This window comes from Luteimonas sp. Soil_C_5 (assembly GCF_057656615.1).
In genome coordinates this window covers 843,168-862,480 of the sequence record NZ_JBDGKA010000002.1, presented here as the reverse complement: position 1 = coordinate 862,480, position 19,313 = coordinate 843,168, and the positions used below count along the sequence as shown (strand labels likewise).

At 67.3% G+C, this 19,313-nt stretch carries 13 protein-coding genes; 4 read left to right on the top strand and 9 right to left on the bottom strand.

Features of this window, described 5'->3' with window-relative positions:
• The first annotated feature begins 1 nt into the window (after position 1).
• A complete protein-coding gene (locus AC3A5K_RS08415) occupies positions 2-1,195 on the top strand; it encodes a glycoside hydrolase family protein (protein ID WP_487617036.1) in 1,194 nt (397 codons plus the stop codon).
• A gap of 84 nt (positions 1,196-1,279) precedes the next feature.
• Here the strand turns inward: AC3A5K_RS08415 and AC3A5K_RS08410 are convergent, their stop codons facing one another.
• The 3 genes from AC3A5K_RS08410 to AC3A5K_RS08400 all read right to left on the bottom strand — a co-directional run bounded on the left by AC3A5K_RS08410 (position 1,280) and on the right by AC3A5K_RS08400 (position 5,376).
• A complete protein-coding gene (locus AC3A5K_RS08410; protein WP_487617035.1) occupies positions 1,280-1,561 on the bottom strand; it encodes a hypothetical protein in 282 nt (93 codons plus the stop codon).
• Between the two features lie 304 nt (positions 1,562-1,865).
• Entirely contained in the window at positions 1,866-2,561 is a 696-nt protein-coding gene (locus tag AC3A5K_RS08405; RefSeq protein WP_487617034.1) for a glutathione binding-like protein, read from the bottom strand.
• Between the two features lie 214 nt (positions 2,562-2,775).
• Positions 2,776-5,376, bottom strand: a complete 2,601-nt coding sequence (locus AC3A5K_RS08400; protein WP_487617033.1) for a glycoside hydrolase family 3 protein — start codon at positions 5,374-5,376, stop codon at positions 2,776-2,778.
• Between the two features lie 200 nt (positions 5,377-5,576).
• Between AC3A5K_RS08400 and AC3A5K_RS08395 the strand changes: the two genes are divergently transcribed.
• Positions 5,577-6,602 (top strand): LacI family DNA-binding transcriptional regulator, encoded by a 1,026-nt coding sequence (locus AC3A5K_RS08395; protein ID WP_487617032.1) that lies wholly within the window; start codon positions 5,577-5,579, stop codon positions 6,600-6,602.
• 10 nt (positions 6,603-6,612) lie between these two features.
• Here AC3A5K_RS08395 and AC3A5K_RS08390 read toward each other — a convergent pair whose 3' ends face one another.
• The 6 genes from AC3A5K_RS08390 to AC3A5K_RS08365 all read right to left on the bottom strand — a co-directional run bounded on the left by AC3A5K_RS08390 (position 6,613) and on the right by AC3A5K_RS08365 (position 15,866).
• Positions 6,613-7,869, bottom strand: a complete 1,257-nt coding sequence (locus AC3A5K_RS08390; RefSeq protein WP_487617031.1) for a cation:proton antiporter — start codon at positions 7,867-7,869, stop codon at positions 6,613-6,615.
• A 9-nt stretch (positions 7,870-7,878) separates the two neighbouring features.
• Positions 7,879-9,390: a tryptophan halogenase family protein gene (locus AC3A5K_RS08385; RefSeq protein WP_487617030.1), complete on the bottom strand. Its 1,512-nt coding sequence runs from the start codon at positions 9,388-9,390 to the stop codon at positions 7,879-7,881.
• A gap of 10 nt (positions 9,391-9,400) precedes the next feature.
• Complete coding sequence (locus AC3A5K_RS08380) at positions 9,401-10,420, bottom strand: cupin-like domain-containing protein (protein WP_487617029.1); 1,020 nt, start codon at positions 10,418-10,420, stop codon at positions 9,401-9,403.
• Positions 10,407-11,108, bottom strand: coding sequence for a SapC family protein (locus AC3A5K_RS08375; protein ID WP_487617028.1), 702 nt, complete (start codon positions 11,106-11,108; stop codon positions 10,407-10,409). Before AC3A5K_RS08375 ends, AC3A5K_RS08380 begins: the two co-directional genes overlap by 14 nt.
• 101 nt (positions 11,109-11,209) lie before the next feature.
• Complete coding sequence (locus tag AC3A5K_RS08370; RefSeq protein ID WP_487617027.1) at positions 11,210-14,221, bottom strand: TonB-dependent receptor; 3,012 nt, start codon at positions 14,219-14,221, stop codon at positions 11,210-11,212.
• Positions 14,222-14,555: 334 nt separating this feature from the next.
• A complete protein-coding gene (locus AC3A5K_RS08365; protein WP_487617026.1) occupies positions 14,556-15,866 on the bottom strand; it encodes a sugar MFS transporter in 1,311 nt (436 codons plus the stop codon).
• Positions 15,867-16,273: 407 nt separating this feature from the next.
• Between AC3A5K_RS08365 and AC3A5K_RS08360 the strand changes: the two genes are divergently transcribed.
• The gene (locus AC3A5K_RS08360) at positions 16,274-16,924 is read left to right on the top strand and encodes a TIGR00645 family protein (protein ID WP_487617025.1); all 651 of its coding nucleotides are present in this window, start codon (positions 16,274-16,276) and stop codon (positions 16,922-16,924) included.
• Positions 16,925-16,980: 56 nt separating this feature from the next.
• Entirely contained in the window at positions 16,981-19,161 is a 2,181-nt protein-coding gene (uvrD, locus tag AC3A5K_RS08355; RefSeq protein WP_487617024.1) for a DNA helicase II, read from the top strand.
• Positions 19,162-19,313 lie beyond the last annotated feature (152 nt).

The window sequence follows — 19,313 nt, the reverse complement described above, 5'->3', positions numbered from 1 at the left end:
TATGGAAGTTCGGAAACTGGATCAACGCGAGTACGACCGGAGATTGCGGGCCGTGATCGTGGGTACCGAAGGACTGCATGCGCATGTGCAGGACGTCGGGGACCAGATGGCGACCATCGGTTGGGGCTATACGCTCAATCGGAGCAACAACGTCGAGATATGGACCCGTGCCGGTCTTGAACTTTCACCGCAGCAGCTGGCGGTGCTCGAGCAAGTGGACCGCGCGCCGAGGAACGAAAAGACTCGGATCGGTTTGAGGTTCGACAAAGCCCTGACAGAAGCGGAATCCGACATGCTGTTTCGCGCATCGTTAGCCGAATACGAAGTGCCCGCCAGACGCGCAGGCTTGCCGCTTTCGGACGAGCGCGTCGCAATGGTGTCCGTGACCTATAACCGGGGCGTCGGTGCACTTCGCGCCCACCCGGTTGTCGAAGCGCTGCAGGACGGCGATCGTGCCGAGACCTGGTTCCAGCTTCGGTACAACTGCTGGGGGTCGCGCCCGGACATGGAGGGCGGGCTGCGCAAGCGCAGGTTCGCGGAGTCGGAAATCTTTGGCCTGTTCGACGATCCTATGAAGGTTTCGGTGGAAGAAGCCTCGAGGGTTTACGCAACTTACCGCACGCACCGCGCCGAGATCGAGCGTGTGGAGCGAAGCTTCGGAGTGACCGTGGAGGGCATCGAAGCACGCCCAAATCGCATCGCCCAAGCGAATCGCGATTATCCGGGCATCATCGCGGAATATGGCGCTGTCAGAACGATCTCGGAATCGCTTGCGCCAGCGCGACAAGTGCTGCTCGGTCATCTTCGAGCGCACTATCCGCAGCACTTGTCGGAGTTCACCGAAGATCGGTTCAACGCGGGCGATATCGATTTGGATCGCTTCCCCGCCCACGATCGCCAACAAGCGCGCGAAGAACCCGGAGTGCTTTGGTCAGAGGGTGCGGACCGTCTTCCCGATGTTGCGAAGAAAGAGCAGCGTATTGGTGAAGACGCGTTCCACGCGTTGTTCGAAGCGGCGGCGCGTGGAGATGAGGCATCCGTGCGATCCGCGACACTTGCACTCATGCAATCCCCAATGGGTGAGGCGTTTCTCCAGCAGGGTGACCGTCTCATCGCGCATCAGAGCGCGGAGTTACACGCATCGCTCGACCAGCCTGCGGCGCAGGGGGCATCCGTCGCTGACGCGCGCGGCTGATCAGGTTGGGAACGCGTCTGACCACACGTGAGCCGACCCGGTCAGTCCTTTCTGCGCATGCATGCTGGCGCCTGCTCGCATGCATCAGCGGGCCGCGCAATCCTCGCGCCGCACCCGGCTGTCCGACCAGCCCCACATGCGATGCACCTGCGGCTGGAAGGTGTGCAGCACATGGCCGCAGGTGCCGACCGTGGCCGGCGGCACGCAAGCGGCCCGCGCACCATCGTCGGCGATGTACCAGACCGCGCGATCGGGCGCGGTCGTGACATGCGCCAGCATGAGCAGTTCCGCAGCCACGTCGGGTGCCGCCGTGCGTTGCCAGTCATCGCCGGCGAGTGCATCGCAGCGTGTCGCGTCGGCGATCACGGGGGCAGGGCTTGTCGCGCAGGCGGCGAGCAGGCAGGCCGCAGTCAAGACAGTGAGCGACGCATCGGAGGTCGTCCATGATCCGGACAGGCGTCCGATCCTACGCAAGCGCGCGCGGCGGTGCAGACCGCCACGCGCGCTGATACTTCAGCGCAACGCTGAAAAAGCCGTCATTCCCGCGAAGGCGGGAATCCAGAGACTTCAAGCCATTGAACGTAACGACACTGGATGACCGGACATGCGTCCGTTGAAAAGCCCGCCTTCGCGGGAATGACGAGCAAAAGCAGTCTTGATTGGCGTTGCCTCAGCGACGCCCCTGCCCGAACAGCAGCTTCTTTTCCTCGTCGCTCATCGTCTTGCCGGCGTCGGCATTCACGTCCTTCGCTCTGGCGTATGCGCGCGCCGTGGCCGGGCGTGCCTGGATCGCGGCGTGCCAGCGCTGGACTTCGGGGTACGGGGTCATGTCGATCGGCGCCTTGTCGTACACGCCGATCCACGGATACGTCGCCATGTCGGCGATCGAATACGCGTCGCCGGCGATGAAGTCGCGGCCCTTCAGATGCGTGTCGAGCACCTGCAGCAGGCGGTTGGCCTCGTTGGTGTAGCGGTCGATCGCGTACGGAATCTTCTCCGGCGCGTAGACGTTGAAGTGGCCGTACTGGCCGGTCATCGGGCCGAGGCCGGCCATCTGCCAGAACAGCCATTCCAGCGTCTCGATGCGCACGCGCGGATCACTCGACAGGAACTGGCCGGACTTCTCCGCCAGATACAGCAGGATCGCGCCGGACTCGAACACGGTCTGCGGATCGCCGCCGTCGGCGGGCGCGTGGTCGACGATCGCCGGCATCTTGTTGTTGGGCGAGAACGCGAGGTATTCCGGTTTGAACTGGTCGCCCTTGCCGATGTTGACCGGGTGGATCGTGTAGTCGAGTCCGGATTCTTCGAGGAAGAGGGTGACCTTGTGGCCGTTGGGGGTGGGCCAGTAGTGCAGGTCGATCATGGGGTGCCGCTCCGCAGGACAGGTGCGTCGAGTCTAGGCGCGCGCTCGTCGCACGGCGTGGAGACCCGGCGCACGCTGCGTTGCGGTGACGGGACTTGGGATCCGGAAACCACGACGCCGCCCCATGGGGCGGCGTCGGTTGGAGCCTGCAGCCCGGCATCGCCTTCGATGCCGGTCCCGCGCCCGGAGACGCGGGATCGCACGCCACGCGTGCTTACTGCGTCCTGCAGTCCAGCCTGTGCGTGGCATCGGTGCCGATGCGGACATCGGCCAGGCCCAGGGTCAGGCCGGCAGGTGCGCGCAGGGCGAACGGCGTGCTGGTGCGTGCGGCGTCGAGGCCGGCGACGGTGAGGCACTTCAAGGGCACGCCGGCCGTGATCCATTCGCCGCGCGGCAGGGTCGCCAGCCACGGGCCGACCGGAAGCTCGGCCCTGCAGCCTTCGCCGCAGGTCGCGTACAGCGTGATGTCGCCAGAAGCCGGCAGCGCATCGATCCGCAGCGTCGCCAGCAGCAGCGAATCACCATTCGTCTCGCGGCTGATGTCGAACGGCGAATGCGACAGCAGTTCGGCGGTGGCGTCACCGGTCCAGGTCAGCAGGCGCGCGCCTTCCTGGGTCTGGTAGTCGATGGCGGCGAGCGTGAGCGTGCCGTCCGGCGTGGCGACGCGCGGATGCAGCACGTCCGCGCCGCGCCCGTCGGCGCCGGTCACCACCAGGCGCAGACCGGGGCCGGGCACGCCGCGTGCGAGATAGCCCGCGTCCTTGCCATCCTCGGCGCTGACGCCGGCGTCTTCCGGCAGCGTGGCGAGGTTGCCGTCGTCGGCATAGGTCAGGCCGTGGCCGAAGGCGAACAGCGGGTCGTAGCCCTCCATGCCGACGTTGTTGACGTACTGGTCGGCGCGGCGCGGCCACGAGAAGCTGAGCTTGCCCTTGAAGTCGTGCTGCGGCTGGCCATTGGCGCCGCGCAGCAGCACGTCGGCGATGCCCGCACCTTCCGAACCCGGCAGCCAGGCGGCGACGAAGGCGTTGGATGCGTTGATCTCGCGGTTCATCCACAGCGGACGGCCGCTGATGAAGACCGAGATCACCGGAATGCCTTCCGCGCGCAGGCGCTTGACGAGGTCCAGATCGGCATCGTCGCCGGGCTTGTACAGCAGGTTCGGCAGGTCGCCGAGGAACTCGGCATACGGGTCTTCGCCGAACACGACGATCGCCACATCCGGCTTCTGCCGGTAGACGCCGTCGACCGCCAGCTGCGCGGTGCCGCCTGCGGCCGTGACCTGGGTGCGGATGCCGTCCCAGATGGTGTCGCCGTTCGGATAGTCGGCGCGCTTGGTGCCGGTGCCCTGCCAGTTCAGCGTCCAGCCGCCGGACTGCTTGCCCATGTCGTCGGCGCCGTCACCGGCCACCAGCACGTTCTGGTTGGCCGCGAGCGGCAACACGCCGTCCTGGTTCTTCAGCAGCACCAGCGATTCGCGTACGGCGCGGCGTGCGACCTCGCGGTGTTCAGGCGCGCCGAGCAGTTCGAACTTGCCGCCGAGCGCACGCTCGGACGGCTTGGGGGCATCGAACAGGCCCATGCGGAACTTCACCCGCAGGATGCGGCGCACCGCATCGTCGAGGCGTTCCATCGGAATCTCGCCCGACTGCACGTGCTTGACCGTGCTGTCGTACAGGCCGCGCCAGCTGTCCGGCGCCATCGCCATGTCGAGACCGGCGTTGAAGGTTGCCGCACAATCCGTGGTAGTGCAGCCCGGCAGCTGGCCGTGGCCGTTCCAGTCGCCGACGATGAAGCCGCCGAAGTTCATGCGGTCCTTGAGCACGTCGGTCAGCAACGCGCGGTGGCCGTGCATGCGCTCGCCGTGGATGCTGTTGAACGAGGCCATGACGGCCTGCGCACCGGCCGCGATCGCCGGCGGATACCCCGCGTTGTGGATGTCGCGTAGCTGCGCTTCGGTCACCGCGGTTTCGCCCTGGTCCTTGCCGCCAGCGGTGCCGCCGTCGCCGAGGTAGTGCTTGACCGAGACCATGACGTGGTGGTCGTCGAGGAAGCCCGGCGTGCCCGGCTTGCCCTGCATGCCTTCGACGACGGCCGGCGCGAACGCGGCCACGATGTCGGGCGATTCGGAATAGCCCTCGTAGGTGCGGCCCCAGCGATCGTCCTGCGGCACGGCGACGGTCGGCGCGAACGCCCACTCCATGCCGGTGGTGCGGGTTTCGATCGCGGTGACGCGGCCGATCTCGCGCATCAGCTCGGCGTTGCGCGTCGCGCCCAGGCCGATGTTGTGCGGAAACAGCGTCGCGCCGACGATGTTGCTCTGGCCGTGCACGGCGTCGATGCCGAAGATCACCGGGATCGGCTTGCCGCCGCCGGAGGTGTCCATCGACGCTTCCCAGAACGCATCGGCGAGCTTCAGCCACTCGGCCGGCGGCGCGTCGTAGCGACCGCCCGGATCGGAGTTGCCGCCGGCGAGGATCGAGCCGAGGCGATACTTGCGCAGGTCTTCAGGCGTGATGTCGGCGATGTCGCCCTGCACGATCTGGCCGACCTTTTCCTCGACGCTCATCGTCGCCAGAAGATCGTCGATCTTCTTCTCCAGCGCCGGGTCTTCCGGGAAGGGCCACGCGGTCTCGGGCCAGTTGGCCGGATCGATCGCGCCCGCATCGGCGTCCCCCGCGTCGGCGACGGGTGCGGTCTCGGGTGCGGGAGTGTCGTCGCGCGCGCAAGCGGCGGCGCCCAGCACCAGCACGGCGAGTACGCCGGGAAGGAGGGCGCGGCGGAACAGGCGGCGGGCGGTGCGATGCGATTCGATCATCGAAGGGCTCCGGGAGTGCAGGCGGTGGTCACCGCCGGGGTGGCGAAACTGCATCGCGACGACGGACGGCGATGACAGCGTTGTCAGATGGCCGGTAGCATACCGGCGGATGTCGACGGGTGCTTGCTGCAGAGCGTCATGCACGCTGGCACGCACCGGCGATGCACGGTGTCTCTGTCAGAATCGCCGACGGAATCACGATGGCCGGATTGAACAACATGCGGGTGCGGATCGAGGATGTGGCGGAAGCCGCGGGCGTGTCGATGAAGACGGTCTCGCGCGTGCTCAACCACGAGCCCAATGTGTCCGAACGGACGCGGCTGGCGGTCGAGGCCGCAGTGGAAAAGCTCAAGTACCGGCCGCTGGCATCGGCGCGGTTGCTGGCCGGGCGCCGCTCGTATCTGATCGCGATGCTCTACGACAACCCGTCCAGCAACTATCTGATGGAAGTCGAGCTGGGCGTGCTCGATGCCTGCCAGTCGCAGCATTACAACCTGATGCTCGCGCCCGTCGACTATACCGCCAGCGATATCGTCGCCAAGGTCGAATCGATGATCGTGCAGTCGCAGCTCGACGGCGTCGTGCTGACACCGCCGATCACCGACGATGCCTCGCTGCTGGCGCGGCTCGAGGAGATGGGCATTCCCTATGCCAGCGTGTCCGCGCAGGAGCGCAACCGGCGCATCGGCGCGGTGGTCGACGAGCGCAGCGCCGCGCGTGACGTCGTGCTGCATCTCGCCGGGCTGGGCCATCGCCGCATCGCCCACATCAAGGGGCATCCGGCGCACGGCGCCAGCGGCTGGCGTCTGGCCGGCTACCGCGATGGTCTGCAGCAGTCCGGCATCGACTACGACGCGGACCTGGTGGTCGCGGGCGAGTTCTTCTACGAATCCGGTTTCGATGCGACCAATACGCTGCTCGACCTCGCGCAGCCGCCGACGGCCGTGTTCGCCGCGAACGACGACATGGCCGCCGGTGCGATCTGTGCGATCTGCGAACGTGGGCTGTCGGTGCCGCGCGATGTCTCGGTCTGCGGTTTCGACGACATGCCGATCGCGCGCCACATCTATCCGTCGCTGACGACCGTGCGCCAGCCCAGCCGCGAGATGGGCCGGCTGGCCGGCCTGGAACTGCTCAAGGCGATCCGCGACAGCAAGGCCGGCGAAACCCTGGAACTGCCCTACGCGCTGCAGGTGCGGCGTTCGACCGGGCCTGCGCCCGGCTGACGGGCGTTCGTCAGGCCGCGCGCCCGTGCGTGTCCGGTTGCGGGCGCGCAGGCTCGCGATAGAACAGGCTCAGCAGCGGCGACGCCATCAGCGTCGTCACCAGCGTCATGCCGAACAGCATGGTGAACAGCTCCGGGCCGATCAGGCCGGCGTCGAGCCCGATCTTGATCACGATCAGTTCCATCAGGCCACGCGCGTTCATCAGCGAGCCGACGGCGAAACTGTCGCGCCAGCCGTGGCCACTCAGGCGGGCACCGGTCGCGCAGCCGACGATCTTGCCGACGATCGCCACCAGCAGGATTAGCGCGAACGCGCCCAGGCCGGCGCCGATGAACGCGTCCGACGTGGTGTTCTGGCCGGCCACCGCGAACAGCACCGGCATCAGCAGCACGATCGCGATCGGCTCGATGCGCGCCGCCAGGAACTTCAGCAGCCGGTCGTCGCGCGGCAGGCAGACGCCGAACAGGAACGTGCCGAAGATCGCGTGCAGGTCGATCCATTCGGCGAACGCCGCGCAGCCCAGCGCACCGATCAGGATCCAGACGAAGGACGACGGCGCGGGCTCGCCGGTGGCGCCGACCGGACGCAGCAGACGTGCATACAGCGGCTTGAGCACCAGGAAGATCACCGCGATCAGCGCGACCCCGCCGACGACCGTGTGCAGCACGCTGCTCTGCGCGCCGCTGCCCGCGGCCAGGGCCAGCACGAAGGCCAGGAAGATCCAGACGCAGCCGTCGTCGATGACCGCTGCGCTCAGCGCCAGCCGGCCGGGCGTCGAGCGGGTGAGCTGGCGGTCCTTGAGGATGCGCGCCAGCACCGGAAACGCGGTCACCGACATCGCCGCGGCGATGAACAGCGCGAACGGCCAGAAGCCGATGCCCTCGGGCGCGTAGGCGTCGTAGAGCAACGGCGCGATCGACACGCCCAGGACCATCGGCAGGGCGACGCCGAGCAGGCCGACCGAGAACGCGGCACGCACCTGCGAGCGGCTGCCCTCGGGCGAGCGCATCTCGGCGCCGATGATGAACATGAAGAGTGCGACGCCCAGCGTCGCCATGCCCGACAGCGCCGGCAGCGACTGCGGCGCGAACAGCGCGGCGTGCGCCTGTGGCCACCACGCACCGAAGACGATCGGCCCCAGCAGCAGGCCCGCCGCCATCTCGCCGATCACCGGCGGCTGCCCCACATAGCGCAGCAATATGCCGCACATCCGCGCGATCACCAGGATGGTCAACAGCTGGACGAGCAGCAGGAGCGTCGCGCTCATACGGGGTTCTCAGGGACGGGCGGCAGGAGCATAACCGCGCATGTAGTCCATGTGCGCGGGAAGTTGCGCTGCCGTGTGCCGGGACTGCTCGCGGATATCGCCGAGAAAGCGGGCCAGCTCGGCCGGCTCCATCACGTCGGCGGTCGGGTGGTAGCGCCGCGGCATCACGCCCTGGCCCATCATCACCTGGATCCAGGAGTTCTCGCCGAACAGTTCGCCGGGGATGTGGAAGACGTTCCCGGTCTCGCGGAAGAGTTCGATGCGATGACGCAGCGTCGCCGGAATCTCCATCTGCGTGATCGCGCGCCAGTACGGCGTGTCGTCGCGCCGGGTGAGGTGGTAGTGCATCACCACGAAGTCGCGCACGTGCTGCAGTTCCTCCGCCAGGCGCGCGTTGTACTCGTCGACGGCGACCGGAGTGACCGTCTGCGGAAACGACTTCACCAGATGCAGGATGCCGCGCTGGATCAGGTGGATCGTGGTCGATTCCAGCGGCTCGACGAAGCTGCCGGCCAGGCCCAGCGCGACACAGTTCCTGTGCCAGGCCTTCTGCCGTTGTCCGGGGCGGAACCGGATCGGCCACGGATCGCGGATGACCTCGCCTTCGAGGCTGGACAGGAATTCGTGCTTAGCCTCGTCATCGGCCATGTGCCGGCTGGAATAGACAATGCCGTTGCCCACGCGGTGCTGCAGCGGAATGCGCCACTGCCAGCCGGCGCCGCCGGCGATCGCACGCGTATACGGCACCGCGTCGCGGACGGCCGTCGTCTGGGTGGCCAGCGCACTGTCGTTGAACAGCCAGTGCGACCAGTCGTCGTAGCCGACGTTGAGCGTGCGTCCGATCAGCAGTGCCCGGAAGCCGGTGCAGTCGATGAAGAGATCGCCCTCGATCTCGTCGCCGCTTTCGAGCCGCAGCGAGGTGATGAAACCCGCCTGCGCATCGGTGCGCACCTCGACGATCTTGCCCTCGATCCGCCGCGCGCCGTGCTGCGCACTGAAGTCGCGCAGGAAGCGCGCATAAAGGCTCGCGTCCATGTGGTAGGCGTAGTTAATGCCGTTGCGCGGCAGGTGCGCGAAGCGGTCCTGCAGGCTGGCGAGCAGCTCGACGCAGTAATCCTCGTAGCCGCTGGCAAGGCCCAGCTCGCGTCCGCGCAACCAGAAATGCTGGAACCCGGCCGACCAGTGGTCGCGGCCCGAGGTACCGAACGAGTGGATGTAGCGGTGGCCGGTCTCGAGCCAGTTCTCGAACGAGATACCGAGCTTGATCGTGCCCTGCACGGCCGACATGAACGCCTGTTCGTCGATGCCGAGCAGGCGGTGGAACGTGACCAGGGTCGGGATCGTCGCTTCGCCCACGCCGACCGTGCCGATCTCTTCCGATTCGATCAGCGTGACCTCGACGGCGCGGCCCAGCACTTTGGACAGCGCGGCCGCGGCCATCCAGCCCGCAGTGCCGCCACCGGCGATGACCACACGCCGCACGGGCGCGCCCTGGGAATCGTCGACATCGCGCATCGTCATGGCTGTCCTTCTAACGGTTGAGGCGCTGCAGCAGCTTGGCCCGCAATTCACGCGCGACGGTTTCGTCCAACGGTGCGAGGACGCGGCGCGCATGCGCGGGAATGTGATCGGCGGTGGTGGCGTCGGCATCGAACACGTAATGGCGGAAGATCTCGCGCCAGTGGTCGCGCTCTGCCGCCGGCAGGTCGCGCACCGACATCAGCGCGAGCATCAGCGCGTTCATCGGCGTGTCCATCCATGCCGGCGACTGCCGCCACCAGTAGTTCACCAGCACATTGAACGGCGCGAGGCCTTCCATGTGGTGCCACCACAGCGACGGAATGAACACCGCATCGCCGGGTTCGAGTTCGGCGACCTGCGCTTGGCGCATCGCATCGGCGAACTTCGGGAAGCGGGCCAGATCCGGTGCGGCAAAGTCCACCAGGCTGATCGGCTGGCCGGCCGGGGTCAGGTCGAGCGGGCCGATATAGAGATTGGCCAACTGGTCGGGCGGAAACAGCATGACGCGACGTCGGCCCGCGGCGACGCAGGCGAGGTTGTCGGGCAGGTCCTGGTGCGCGGCGATGCGCGTGCGGTTGCCGATCCAGATACTGGCCAGCGGTGTGCGCGATCCGAGATCGACCGCATTGGCGGCATTGAAGCCGGGCAGCCAGGTGTCGATCGTCGTCGATGCGACGTAGATCGCGGGCGGCGCTTCGGCCTGCGCGTAGTTCAGCAGCGTGCGCAGCACGACGTCGAGCGGGACCTGTTCGCGGCGGAAATTGAAGCCGCGCATCGCATCGTCGTAGAAGAAGCGTCCACTGATTTCCGGCGGACCCACAGTGACCGCTGCCGGTGGCGCGCCCGCGCGCACGAAGCCGGCGAGATGGGCGACCGCGGTGTCCGCGCCGCCCTGCGCGGCGCGCACCATCGGCCAGTCGCGCACCAGTCCACGCAGTACCACCGGGCGCCCGCCGAGCAGGATGTCGTCGGGCACCGGCGCATCGGCGCGGACGTCGTCGCGCTCGGCGATCGGCTCAGGCGGCTGCATGCCGGATCCTCAACCGCTCGATCAGATCGCGGAACCGGGATGTCGATGCGATCGCCATGTAGATCGGCTCGAGATGCCCGGCCGCATGCAGCGCGGCGATCGCGTCGGGCGCAAGCGCACGCAGCCGAGGCTCGTCGAGAATGTGGAAGCCGGACACGCAGTGCGCACGGCCGTCGTCGAGCGTGATGTCGAGCGTGAACGGCTCGAGCAGCGCATGCGCCTGCAAGGCCTGCACGAAGGCCGGCGTGGCCGCGAGCCCATCGTGCAGACGCTGCAACACCGATTGCGCGTGCTGCAGATACGGTGCGAAGCCGCCGTGCGGCAGGAACAGCGCGTCACCCTCACCGGACTGCAGGCAGGGATGGTCGAGATCGACGTGGACCATGGGCTGGCCGCCAGCGCCGCCGATCAGGAACGGTCCGCGTGCGATCGTGAGCGGCACGTAAGGCGCCTGCCAGCTGTGCGTATCGAAAAACAGGTTTTGCCCGTGGCGCAGCCCGAGCAGGGCCAGCGGTTGCACGCGGTCGCCATCGACGTGGAAGACGACGGGGTAATGCGCCTGCAGGTCGCGGAATTCGGCAGGAAATGTCGGTGCGGCCATGACGGCATCGCCCGAAGCGGCACTGCGGCTGGTGTCGACGCGCAGATCCCGATGCGCGACGGGGTCGAGCTGGACGTGGCGGGTCATCGTGGGCCGGCCGGCAGCGGTCGCGGAAAGGAGCACGCAGCATAACGCCGCGCGAAGACGGGGTCCGCGCACCCTGCGAGGGTGCGCGGACCGTTGCGACATCAGAAGCGGTAGCGCGCGCCGAACATGTAGCGCGGACCGGTCTGGGTCGCGAAGCGCAGCTGGTTGGTGTGCCGTGCGTGCGTCCGGTAGGTCTCGTCGGTCAGGTTGATGGCCTCGGCATGCAGCGAGAACTGGTCGGTGACCTGGTAGCTGATGTTGAGGTCGAGCTGGCCGTAGGCTTCGGTGTAGTTCGGGTTCGGACCCTGGCCACCGATACCCGACAGGAACTCGTCGCGCCAGTTGTAGGCCGCACGCACCTGCCACTGGTTCTTGTCGTAGAACGCGACGACATTCGCCGAATCGCTGAGGCCGATCAGCGGGTACTGGTCGCCGAGGCTCTGGTTGTCGAAGGTCAGACCCGAGTCGACGATCGTGTAGTTCGCCGACACGCCGAAACCGCTCTGTCCGAACATGTGCTGGACGTTGAACTCCCAGCCGTCGAGCGAATCCGAGCGCTGGTTGGCCGGCGTGTTGATGTCGAAGCCCGCGATCGGATCAGTCGGCAGACCGACGATGCTGCCGGTGCGCTCGCCGTTGTCGTTGATACCGGTGTAGGTGACGCCGGGATCGTCCGCATGGTTGATGAAGATATAGTCGCGGATGCACGGCAGGTTGGTGCTGATGCACGCGCCGCTGGCAATAGCGTTGTTCCAGTACGTGCCGCCGACGGGCGTGTTTAGGTTGTACGGCGTGTCACGGACGATCGTGTCGCTGATGAAGTTCCGGATGTTCTTGCGGAACCAGCCTACCGACACGTAGCTCGCCTCGCCGTAGTACCACTCGAACGACAGGTCGAAATTGGTCGACTTCAGGGGCTCAAGCCCCGGGTTGCCAAGTGAGCCGTCACCGCCGTCGGCGCGAACGACGGGAGCCAGGCTGAGGCCGCCCTGGATCTGCTGCCAGCCCGGACGTCCCAGGGTCTGGCTGTAGCTGCCGCGCAGCACCATGTTGTCTGCGACCTGCAGGCTCAGGTCGAGGCTGGGCAGGAAATGGTCGTAGCTCGCTTCCTGGGTCTGGAACTCGCGCTCTTCGTCGTAGATCACGTAGAGCTCGTTCGCCGAATTCCAGGAGATGCCGGTGCCCACGCGCACGAGGGAGCTCGACGTGACGTCGGTCTCTTCGTAGCGCACGCCGGTGGCGACCTTCAATGGCATCGACCAGTCGAACTCGGTGCTCCACTGTACGTAGGCCGCCTTCGACTTTTCCTCGGTACGGAGATCGTCGGTGAACTCCGTCGGTGCGCGGTACAGCGAATCGTCGCCGGCCACTTCACCGGCGCGCTGCCGCAGACGGTCGAAGTCGAACATCATGAAACGGCCGGTGAAACGCGGATCGTTGTGGCCACGGAATGCGTCGAAGTAACGCGCCATGTCGTCGGCGTAGAAAATGCTGTCGTCGTAGTCGGCGCGGCTGCCGGCGCCGCCCCAGGTATCGCGTTGCATGACCGCCGAGGCGCTTCGGTTGTTGACCTCGGTCATGGACACGCCGAAGTCCAGGTTGGAGTAGTTCTCGAACGTGAACCGGCCGCCGGCCTGCAGCTGCTCGACCTCGGACTTGTTGTAGCTGTTCTGGAACACCGAGCCGGTGACCACGACGTCGGACGGTTCGATCTGAGACACGCCCGGCGGCAGGCCGATCGTGGTGATCGGGAAGTCGCCGCTGTAGTCGACCGAAGTGGACGCGCGCTGGAAGGCGGCCGTACCGAGCACGCCGGCCGAACCGAACGGGCTGTCCGGCTGCGATTCGGCGGTGGAGCTGTGGTAGTCGAGGTGCAGCTTCAGCGAATCGGTGGCATCCCACTCGACGTTGAAGCCGGTCGACTCCAGCGTATTGCGCGTGCCCAGCTCCATGCCGCCCATGGCGATGTCCGCATAGCGCGGGTTGCCGTCGTCGTCGAAAGAAGTGTTGTCCTCACCGTAGAAGATCGGTGCAGCAATCGGGCCATCGGTCCACGCGCTGTCGCCGGGACCGTAGTTGAACCACACCGACAGTTCGTTGCGCTGTTGCTGCACCTTGTTTTCGGCATAGGTGTAGTCGAGCGTGGTGCGCACCGAATCGATCGGCTGCCACTGGAACGTCGCCTGTCCATTGGTGCGCTGGCGCTGCACGCCGTTGACGCTGTAGCCGGTGTTCTGCGGGCGGCCGTAGATCGTGTCCGGGCCGGGCCGGTTGGTGATGCGGTCGTAGCCGGGCTGGCCGGGCAGCGGCAGGCTTCCGCCGCGGGTGTCGTCGCCCTGGAACATCGCCCAGCCGTCGGCCACGGAGGCCTGGCTGTAGCCCGAGTCGCGTTCCTGATAGCTGCCGCTCAGTGCGATACCGAAGCGGCCATCGGCCGAGGTGTTGCTGAAGATGCCGGAGAGCTCGCCCGTGATCGAATCACCCGGGTAGGCATCGGGCAGGTTGTTGACCGAGGTGTCGTGCACGCCCTTGATGCCGACGCTGGCGTTGAAGCCCGGATTGTCGAGCGGGCGCGCCGTCTTGACGTTGATCGTCGCGCCGATGCCACCGGTCGGGGTGGATGCGCGGCTGCTCTTGAAGACCTGGAGTTCGGAGACCGATTCCGACGCCAGGTTGGCGAAGTCGAAGGCGCGCGAGCTGGACGTCCCGCCACCGCCCGGGCCGAGGTTGGAAGCCGGCATCTGGCGGCCGTTGAGCAGCACCAGATTGAAATCCGGGCCGACACCGCGGACGGTGACCTTCGAGCCCTCGCCGCTGGCGGTGCGGTCGATCGACACGCCCGAGATGCGCTGCAGCGACTCGGCGAGGTTGGTGTCGGGGAACTTGCCGATGTCCTCGGCGACGATGCCGTCGACGATGCCCTGCGAATCCCGCTTCAGGTTCATCGACGAGGTGAGGCTGCCGCGGATGCCCGTCACGACGACGGTGTCGAGTTCGGTGGCATCGGACGGGGTGGACGTGTCGGCGACCTGGGCCATGGCCGGCGAGGCGATGGCGAACAGCAACGCAGAGGTCAACAGACGCTGTTTAGGAACGGCGTTCAATCGGTTCATGGATCTTCCCCTCCCAAGGGATCTCACGAAATTGGCAATGTCGGTGCAGCGGCCGCGCTCCGGCGGACGGTGTGTGGGCGCATTGGAGGCGAACCTGACAGCGTTGTCAACCGAGACTGATGGCATGTCCAGGCCCTTGCGAGCCGCTTCGCAGCAAGGTCGTCATGGGTCCGTCGCATACACCGGGCGTGTTCGCCCGGCGTGCCCAGCCGGTGCTGATCCAGCGCGGGCTCAGTTGCGTGCGTGTCGAGCGGGCCATCCCCGGAGGTGCGGCCCGCGCTTGCGACGGCCCCTCAGGGCGACCGCTGCCATGTCGTCCCAGAGGTGGGCGAAGTCAGTGCATCGCGCCCGGGCGGGGCGTGACTTCGCCGGTCGCGAGCGGCTGGAGACCCGTCAGGCGCGAGCCGCGCAGGCCGTACCAGATGATGTAGACGTAGCAGACCAGCGGCACGACAAAGGCATGCTGGATACCGATGCGATCGGCCAAGGCGCCCTGCGCCAGCGGGACCAGTGCGCCGCCGACGATGCCCATCACCAGCAGACTCGAGGCCTTGCTGGTCAGCGTGCCCAGGCGTTCGATCGCGGTGGTGAAGATGGTCGGGAACATGATCGAGTTGAACAGGCCGATCGCCAGCGCACTCCACATCGCCACCTGGCCGGTGGTGCTCATGGTGACCACCAGCAGCACGCAGACCATCGCGCCGGCGAAGGCCAGCAGCCTGCGCGCGTCGATGCGGGTCATCAGTGCGGCGCCGATGAAGCGGCCGACCATCGCGCCGCCCCAGTAGAACGCGAGAAAGCGCGATGCCGAGGCTTCGCTCAGGCCGCCGATCTCGGGCTCGGCCATGTAGTTGATCAGGAAGCTGCCGATGGCGACCTCCGCGCCCACGTAGGCGAAGATGCCGAACACGCCCCAGCGCAGGTGCGGCGTGCGCATCGCTTCGAGGTAGGTGTGGTGCACGGCCGGGCTGGCCTCGGTCGCCTCGCGCAGCGAGGGGATGCGCATCAGCAGCACGAACACCGCCAGCACCAGCAGGCCGCCGGCGAGCAGCAGATAGGGCATCTCGACCGAACGCGCTTCGGCCGCGCGATACGCCGCCTGTTCGGCCGCGCCCATCGCAGCGATCTCGTCGACGCCCAGGACCGCGCCCACCAGGATCAGCGGACCGATCAGCAGCGGAAAGACGGTGGTGCCCAGCGAGTTCAGCGCCTGGGCCAGGTTGAGGCGGCTGTGCGAGGTTTCCGGCCGGCCCAGCAGGCTGATGTAGGGGTTGGCAGCGACCTGCAGCAGGGTGATGCCGCTGGCCAGCACGAACAGGGCCGTCAGAAACACCGGATACGACGGCAGGCGCGCCGCCGGATAGAACAGCGCCGCGCCGACCGACGCGATCACCAGGCCAATGACGATGCCGGCCTTGTAGCCCACGCGCGCGACCACCGCGCCGGCGGGCATCGACATCAGGAAGTACGCACCGAAGAAGGTGAACTGGATCAGCATCGTCTGCGTGTAGCTCATCGAGAACACGGCTTTGAGATGCGGAATCAGCACGTCATTGAGACTGGTCAGGCCGCCCCAGGTGAAGAAGATCAGGCTGACCACCGCGATCGCGGCAGGATTGGACATGGTGCGGGCGGGCGTGCTCATGCAGGCGCTCCTGGATGCGGCGTCGTAAGGGTGAGGGTCGATGGATCCATGCGGAGGGATCCGCCGGCGCCGTTCGGGTCAGGGCAGGGCGGCGAGTGGCGCACGGCAGGCACAGGCAGTCCGGGACGGCGCACATGGGGCGCGGAAATCCGGAACTGCCGCGAAAGCGGTCTGTGCATCCTCGATCCTCCCAAATCGCGGAGCGGCCGTTCTTCGGCGGCCGCGAGGCGTTGTACACAGCGCATGACAACGCTGTCAAACGCGGCCGTCACCTGACTGCGGCGGACCCGCCGGTTGGCCGGGATCGGGTGGCGCGCACAGGCCGTCAGAACGACGTGGATGCGGCGATTGGCAAAGGCCCGGGCCGCCGCTACGCTCCGCGCACCTTCCCCCGGTCCCACCATCCAATGTCACGTCCGAACGTCGCACCGCAGGGCCCGAGTCCGCTGTCCTACGTCATCTTCGGTTCGCGCTGGCTGCAGCTGCCGCTGTACCTCGGCCTGATCGTCGCGCAGTGCGTCTACGTGTTCCTGTTCCTCAAGGAATTGACCCACCTGGTGACCGACGCCAACACCCTGACCGAGCAGGGAATCATGCTGCTGGTACTGGGCCTGATCGACGTGGTGATGATTTCCAACCTGCTGGTGATGGTGATCGTCGGCGGCTACGAGACCTTCGTCTCGCGCCTGGGCCTGCAGAACCATCCCGACCAGCCGGAGTGGCTGAGCCACGTCAATGCGAGCGTGCTCAAGGTCAAGCTGGCGATGGCGATCATCGGCATCTCCTCGATCCACCTGCTGAAGACCTTCATCGCCGCCGGCGACGTGGGCCTGCCGGTCTGCGGTTCGGCCGACTTCATCACCGCCGCCACCGCGCATGCGCAGGCGCTCGCCGCGGGCCTGTCGCTGGCCGCGCCGGTCTGCACCAAGGTCACCCAGGCCGGCGTGATGTGGCAGACGATCATCCACGGCGGTTTCATCCTCTCGGCCATCGGCATCGCCTACACCGACCGGCTGATGACCCAGAGCACCGCCAAGCGCGAGCACATCGTGCAGTGATGCCGCAGGCCGTCCCGTCGCGCCTGGCGCGACGGGCTGGCGCGTAGAATGCGCCGATGGATGTCTCGCACCTGATCGACGGGCTCAACGCAGCCCAGCGCCAAGCCGTCTCCGCTCCCGATTCCCATTTCCTCGTGCTGGCCGGTGCCGGCAGCGGCAAGACCCGCGTGCTGACGCACCGCATCGCCTGGCTCAACGAGGTGGTCGGCGTGCCGGCGCACGGGATCTTCGCGGTCACCTTCACCAACAAGGCCGCGGCCGAGATGCGCCACCGGGTCGATGCGCAGATGCGCAACGGCGCGCGCGGCATGTGGATCGGCACCTTCCATGGCCTCGCGCACCGGCTGCTGCGCCTGCACTGGCAGGACGCGAAACTGCCCGAGGGCTTCCAGATCCTCGACAGCGACGACCAGCTGCGCCTGGTCAAGCGTGTCGTGCAGCAGCTCGAACTCGACGATGCGAAGTTCCCGCCGCGGCAGATCGCCTGGTGGATCAACGAGCAGAAGGACGAGGGTCGCCGCCCGCAGCACATCCAGGCCGTCGGCGACGAATGGTCCGGCGCGATGCTCAAGGCCTACACGCTGTACCAGGAGCGCTGCGACCGCGCCGGCCTGGTCGACTTCGCCGAGATCCTGCTGCGCGCGCACGAACTGCTGCGCGACACGCCGGCGCTGCTGGCCCATTACCGCCAGCGCTTCGGGCATCTGCTGGTCGACGAGTTCCAGGACACGAACAGCATCCAGTACGCCTTCGTGCGCGTGCTCGCCGGCGACACCGGCAAGGTCTTCGTGGTAGGCGACGACGACCAGGCGATCTACGGCTGGCGCGGCGCCAAGGTCGAGAACGTGCAGCGCTTTCTGCGCGACTATCCCGGCGCGCAGACCATCCGCCTGGAGCAGAACTACCGCTCCAGCGCCAACATCCTCGGCGCGGCGAATGCGGTCATCGCCCACAACCCCGAGCGGCTCGGCAAGCAGCTGTGGACCGACAGCGGCGACGGCGATCCGATCGATCTCTACGCCGCGTACAACGAGATCGACGAAGCACGCTACGTCGTCGAGCGCATCGCGCAGTGGATCCGCGAGGGCGGCAACCATGGCGACGCGGCGATCCTCTATCGCAGCAACGCGCAGTCGCGGGCGATGGAAGAGCAGCTGGTGTCGGAGCAGGTGCCGTACCGCGTGTATGGCGGCGTGCGCTTCTTCGAACGCGCCGAAATCAAGGACACGCTGGCCTACCTGCGCCTGGTCAGCAACCGCGACGACGATGCCGCGTTCGAACGTGCGGTCAATACACCGACCCGCGGCATCGGCGACCGCACGCTCGACGAGGTGCGCCGCCATGCGCGCGAGCACGCGATGTCCCTGTGGCAGGCCTCGCAGCAGGTCGCACTGGGCAATGGCCTCGCGGCGCGCGCGCGCAATGCGATCGCCGGCTTCCACCAGCTGGTCGACGCCCTGGCGGACGAGGTTGCCGAGCTGCCGCTCAAGGACAAGATCGACCATGTGCTGGCCCGATCGGGTCTGCGCGTGCATTACACCAACGAGTCCAAGGGCACCGCGGATTCGCGCGTGGAGAATCTCGACGAACTCGTGTCCGTCGCCTCGCGTTTCGTGCGCGGCGACGACGAGGACACGGCCCAGCTCAGCGAACTGGTCGCCTTCCTCGCCTATGCCGCGCTCGAAGCCGGCGAGGGCCAGGCGCAGGCCGGCGAGGACGGCGTGCAGCTGATGACGCTGCACAGCGCCAAGGGTCTGGAATTTCCGCTGGTGTTCCTGGTCGGTCTGGAAGAAGGCCTGTTCCCCAATGCGCGCTCGGTCGACGAGAGCGGGCGGCTGGAAGAGGAGCGCCGGCTGGCCTACGTGGGCATCACCCGCGCACGGCAGAAGCTGGTGATCAGCTACGCCGAGGCGCGGCGCCTGCACGGTCAGGACATGCTCGGCATTCCGTCGCGGTTCCTGCGCGAGATTCCGCCGGTGCTGCTCAACGAGGTGCGCCCGAAACCGCAGGTCATGCGCGCGGCGTTTCCGCAGCGGCAACGTCCGAGCTACGGCCACGCCAGCCTTGCGCCTTCGGTCGGGGTGCGCCTGGGCCAGAACGTGACCCATGCGAAGTTCGGTGCCGGCACGGTGACCGACATCGAAGGCGACGGCCCGCATGCGCGTGTGCAGGTGAACTTCGACGATGCCGGCAGCAAGTGGCTGGTGATGGCCTACGCGAACCTGCAGCCGGCCTGATCGGGGTGCGTCGCGGCGTGCGCGCCGTGACGCTGCGGGGATGCTGCGCACCGTACCCTGTCGGCGCGGGCGCAATCGCCCCGCACGCTTTGCGGAGCGGCGAGCCGGAGGCCGGCTGCGTATACATGTCGTATCGGCAGTTCTCCGCTGCC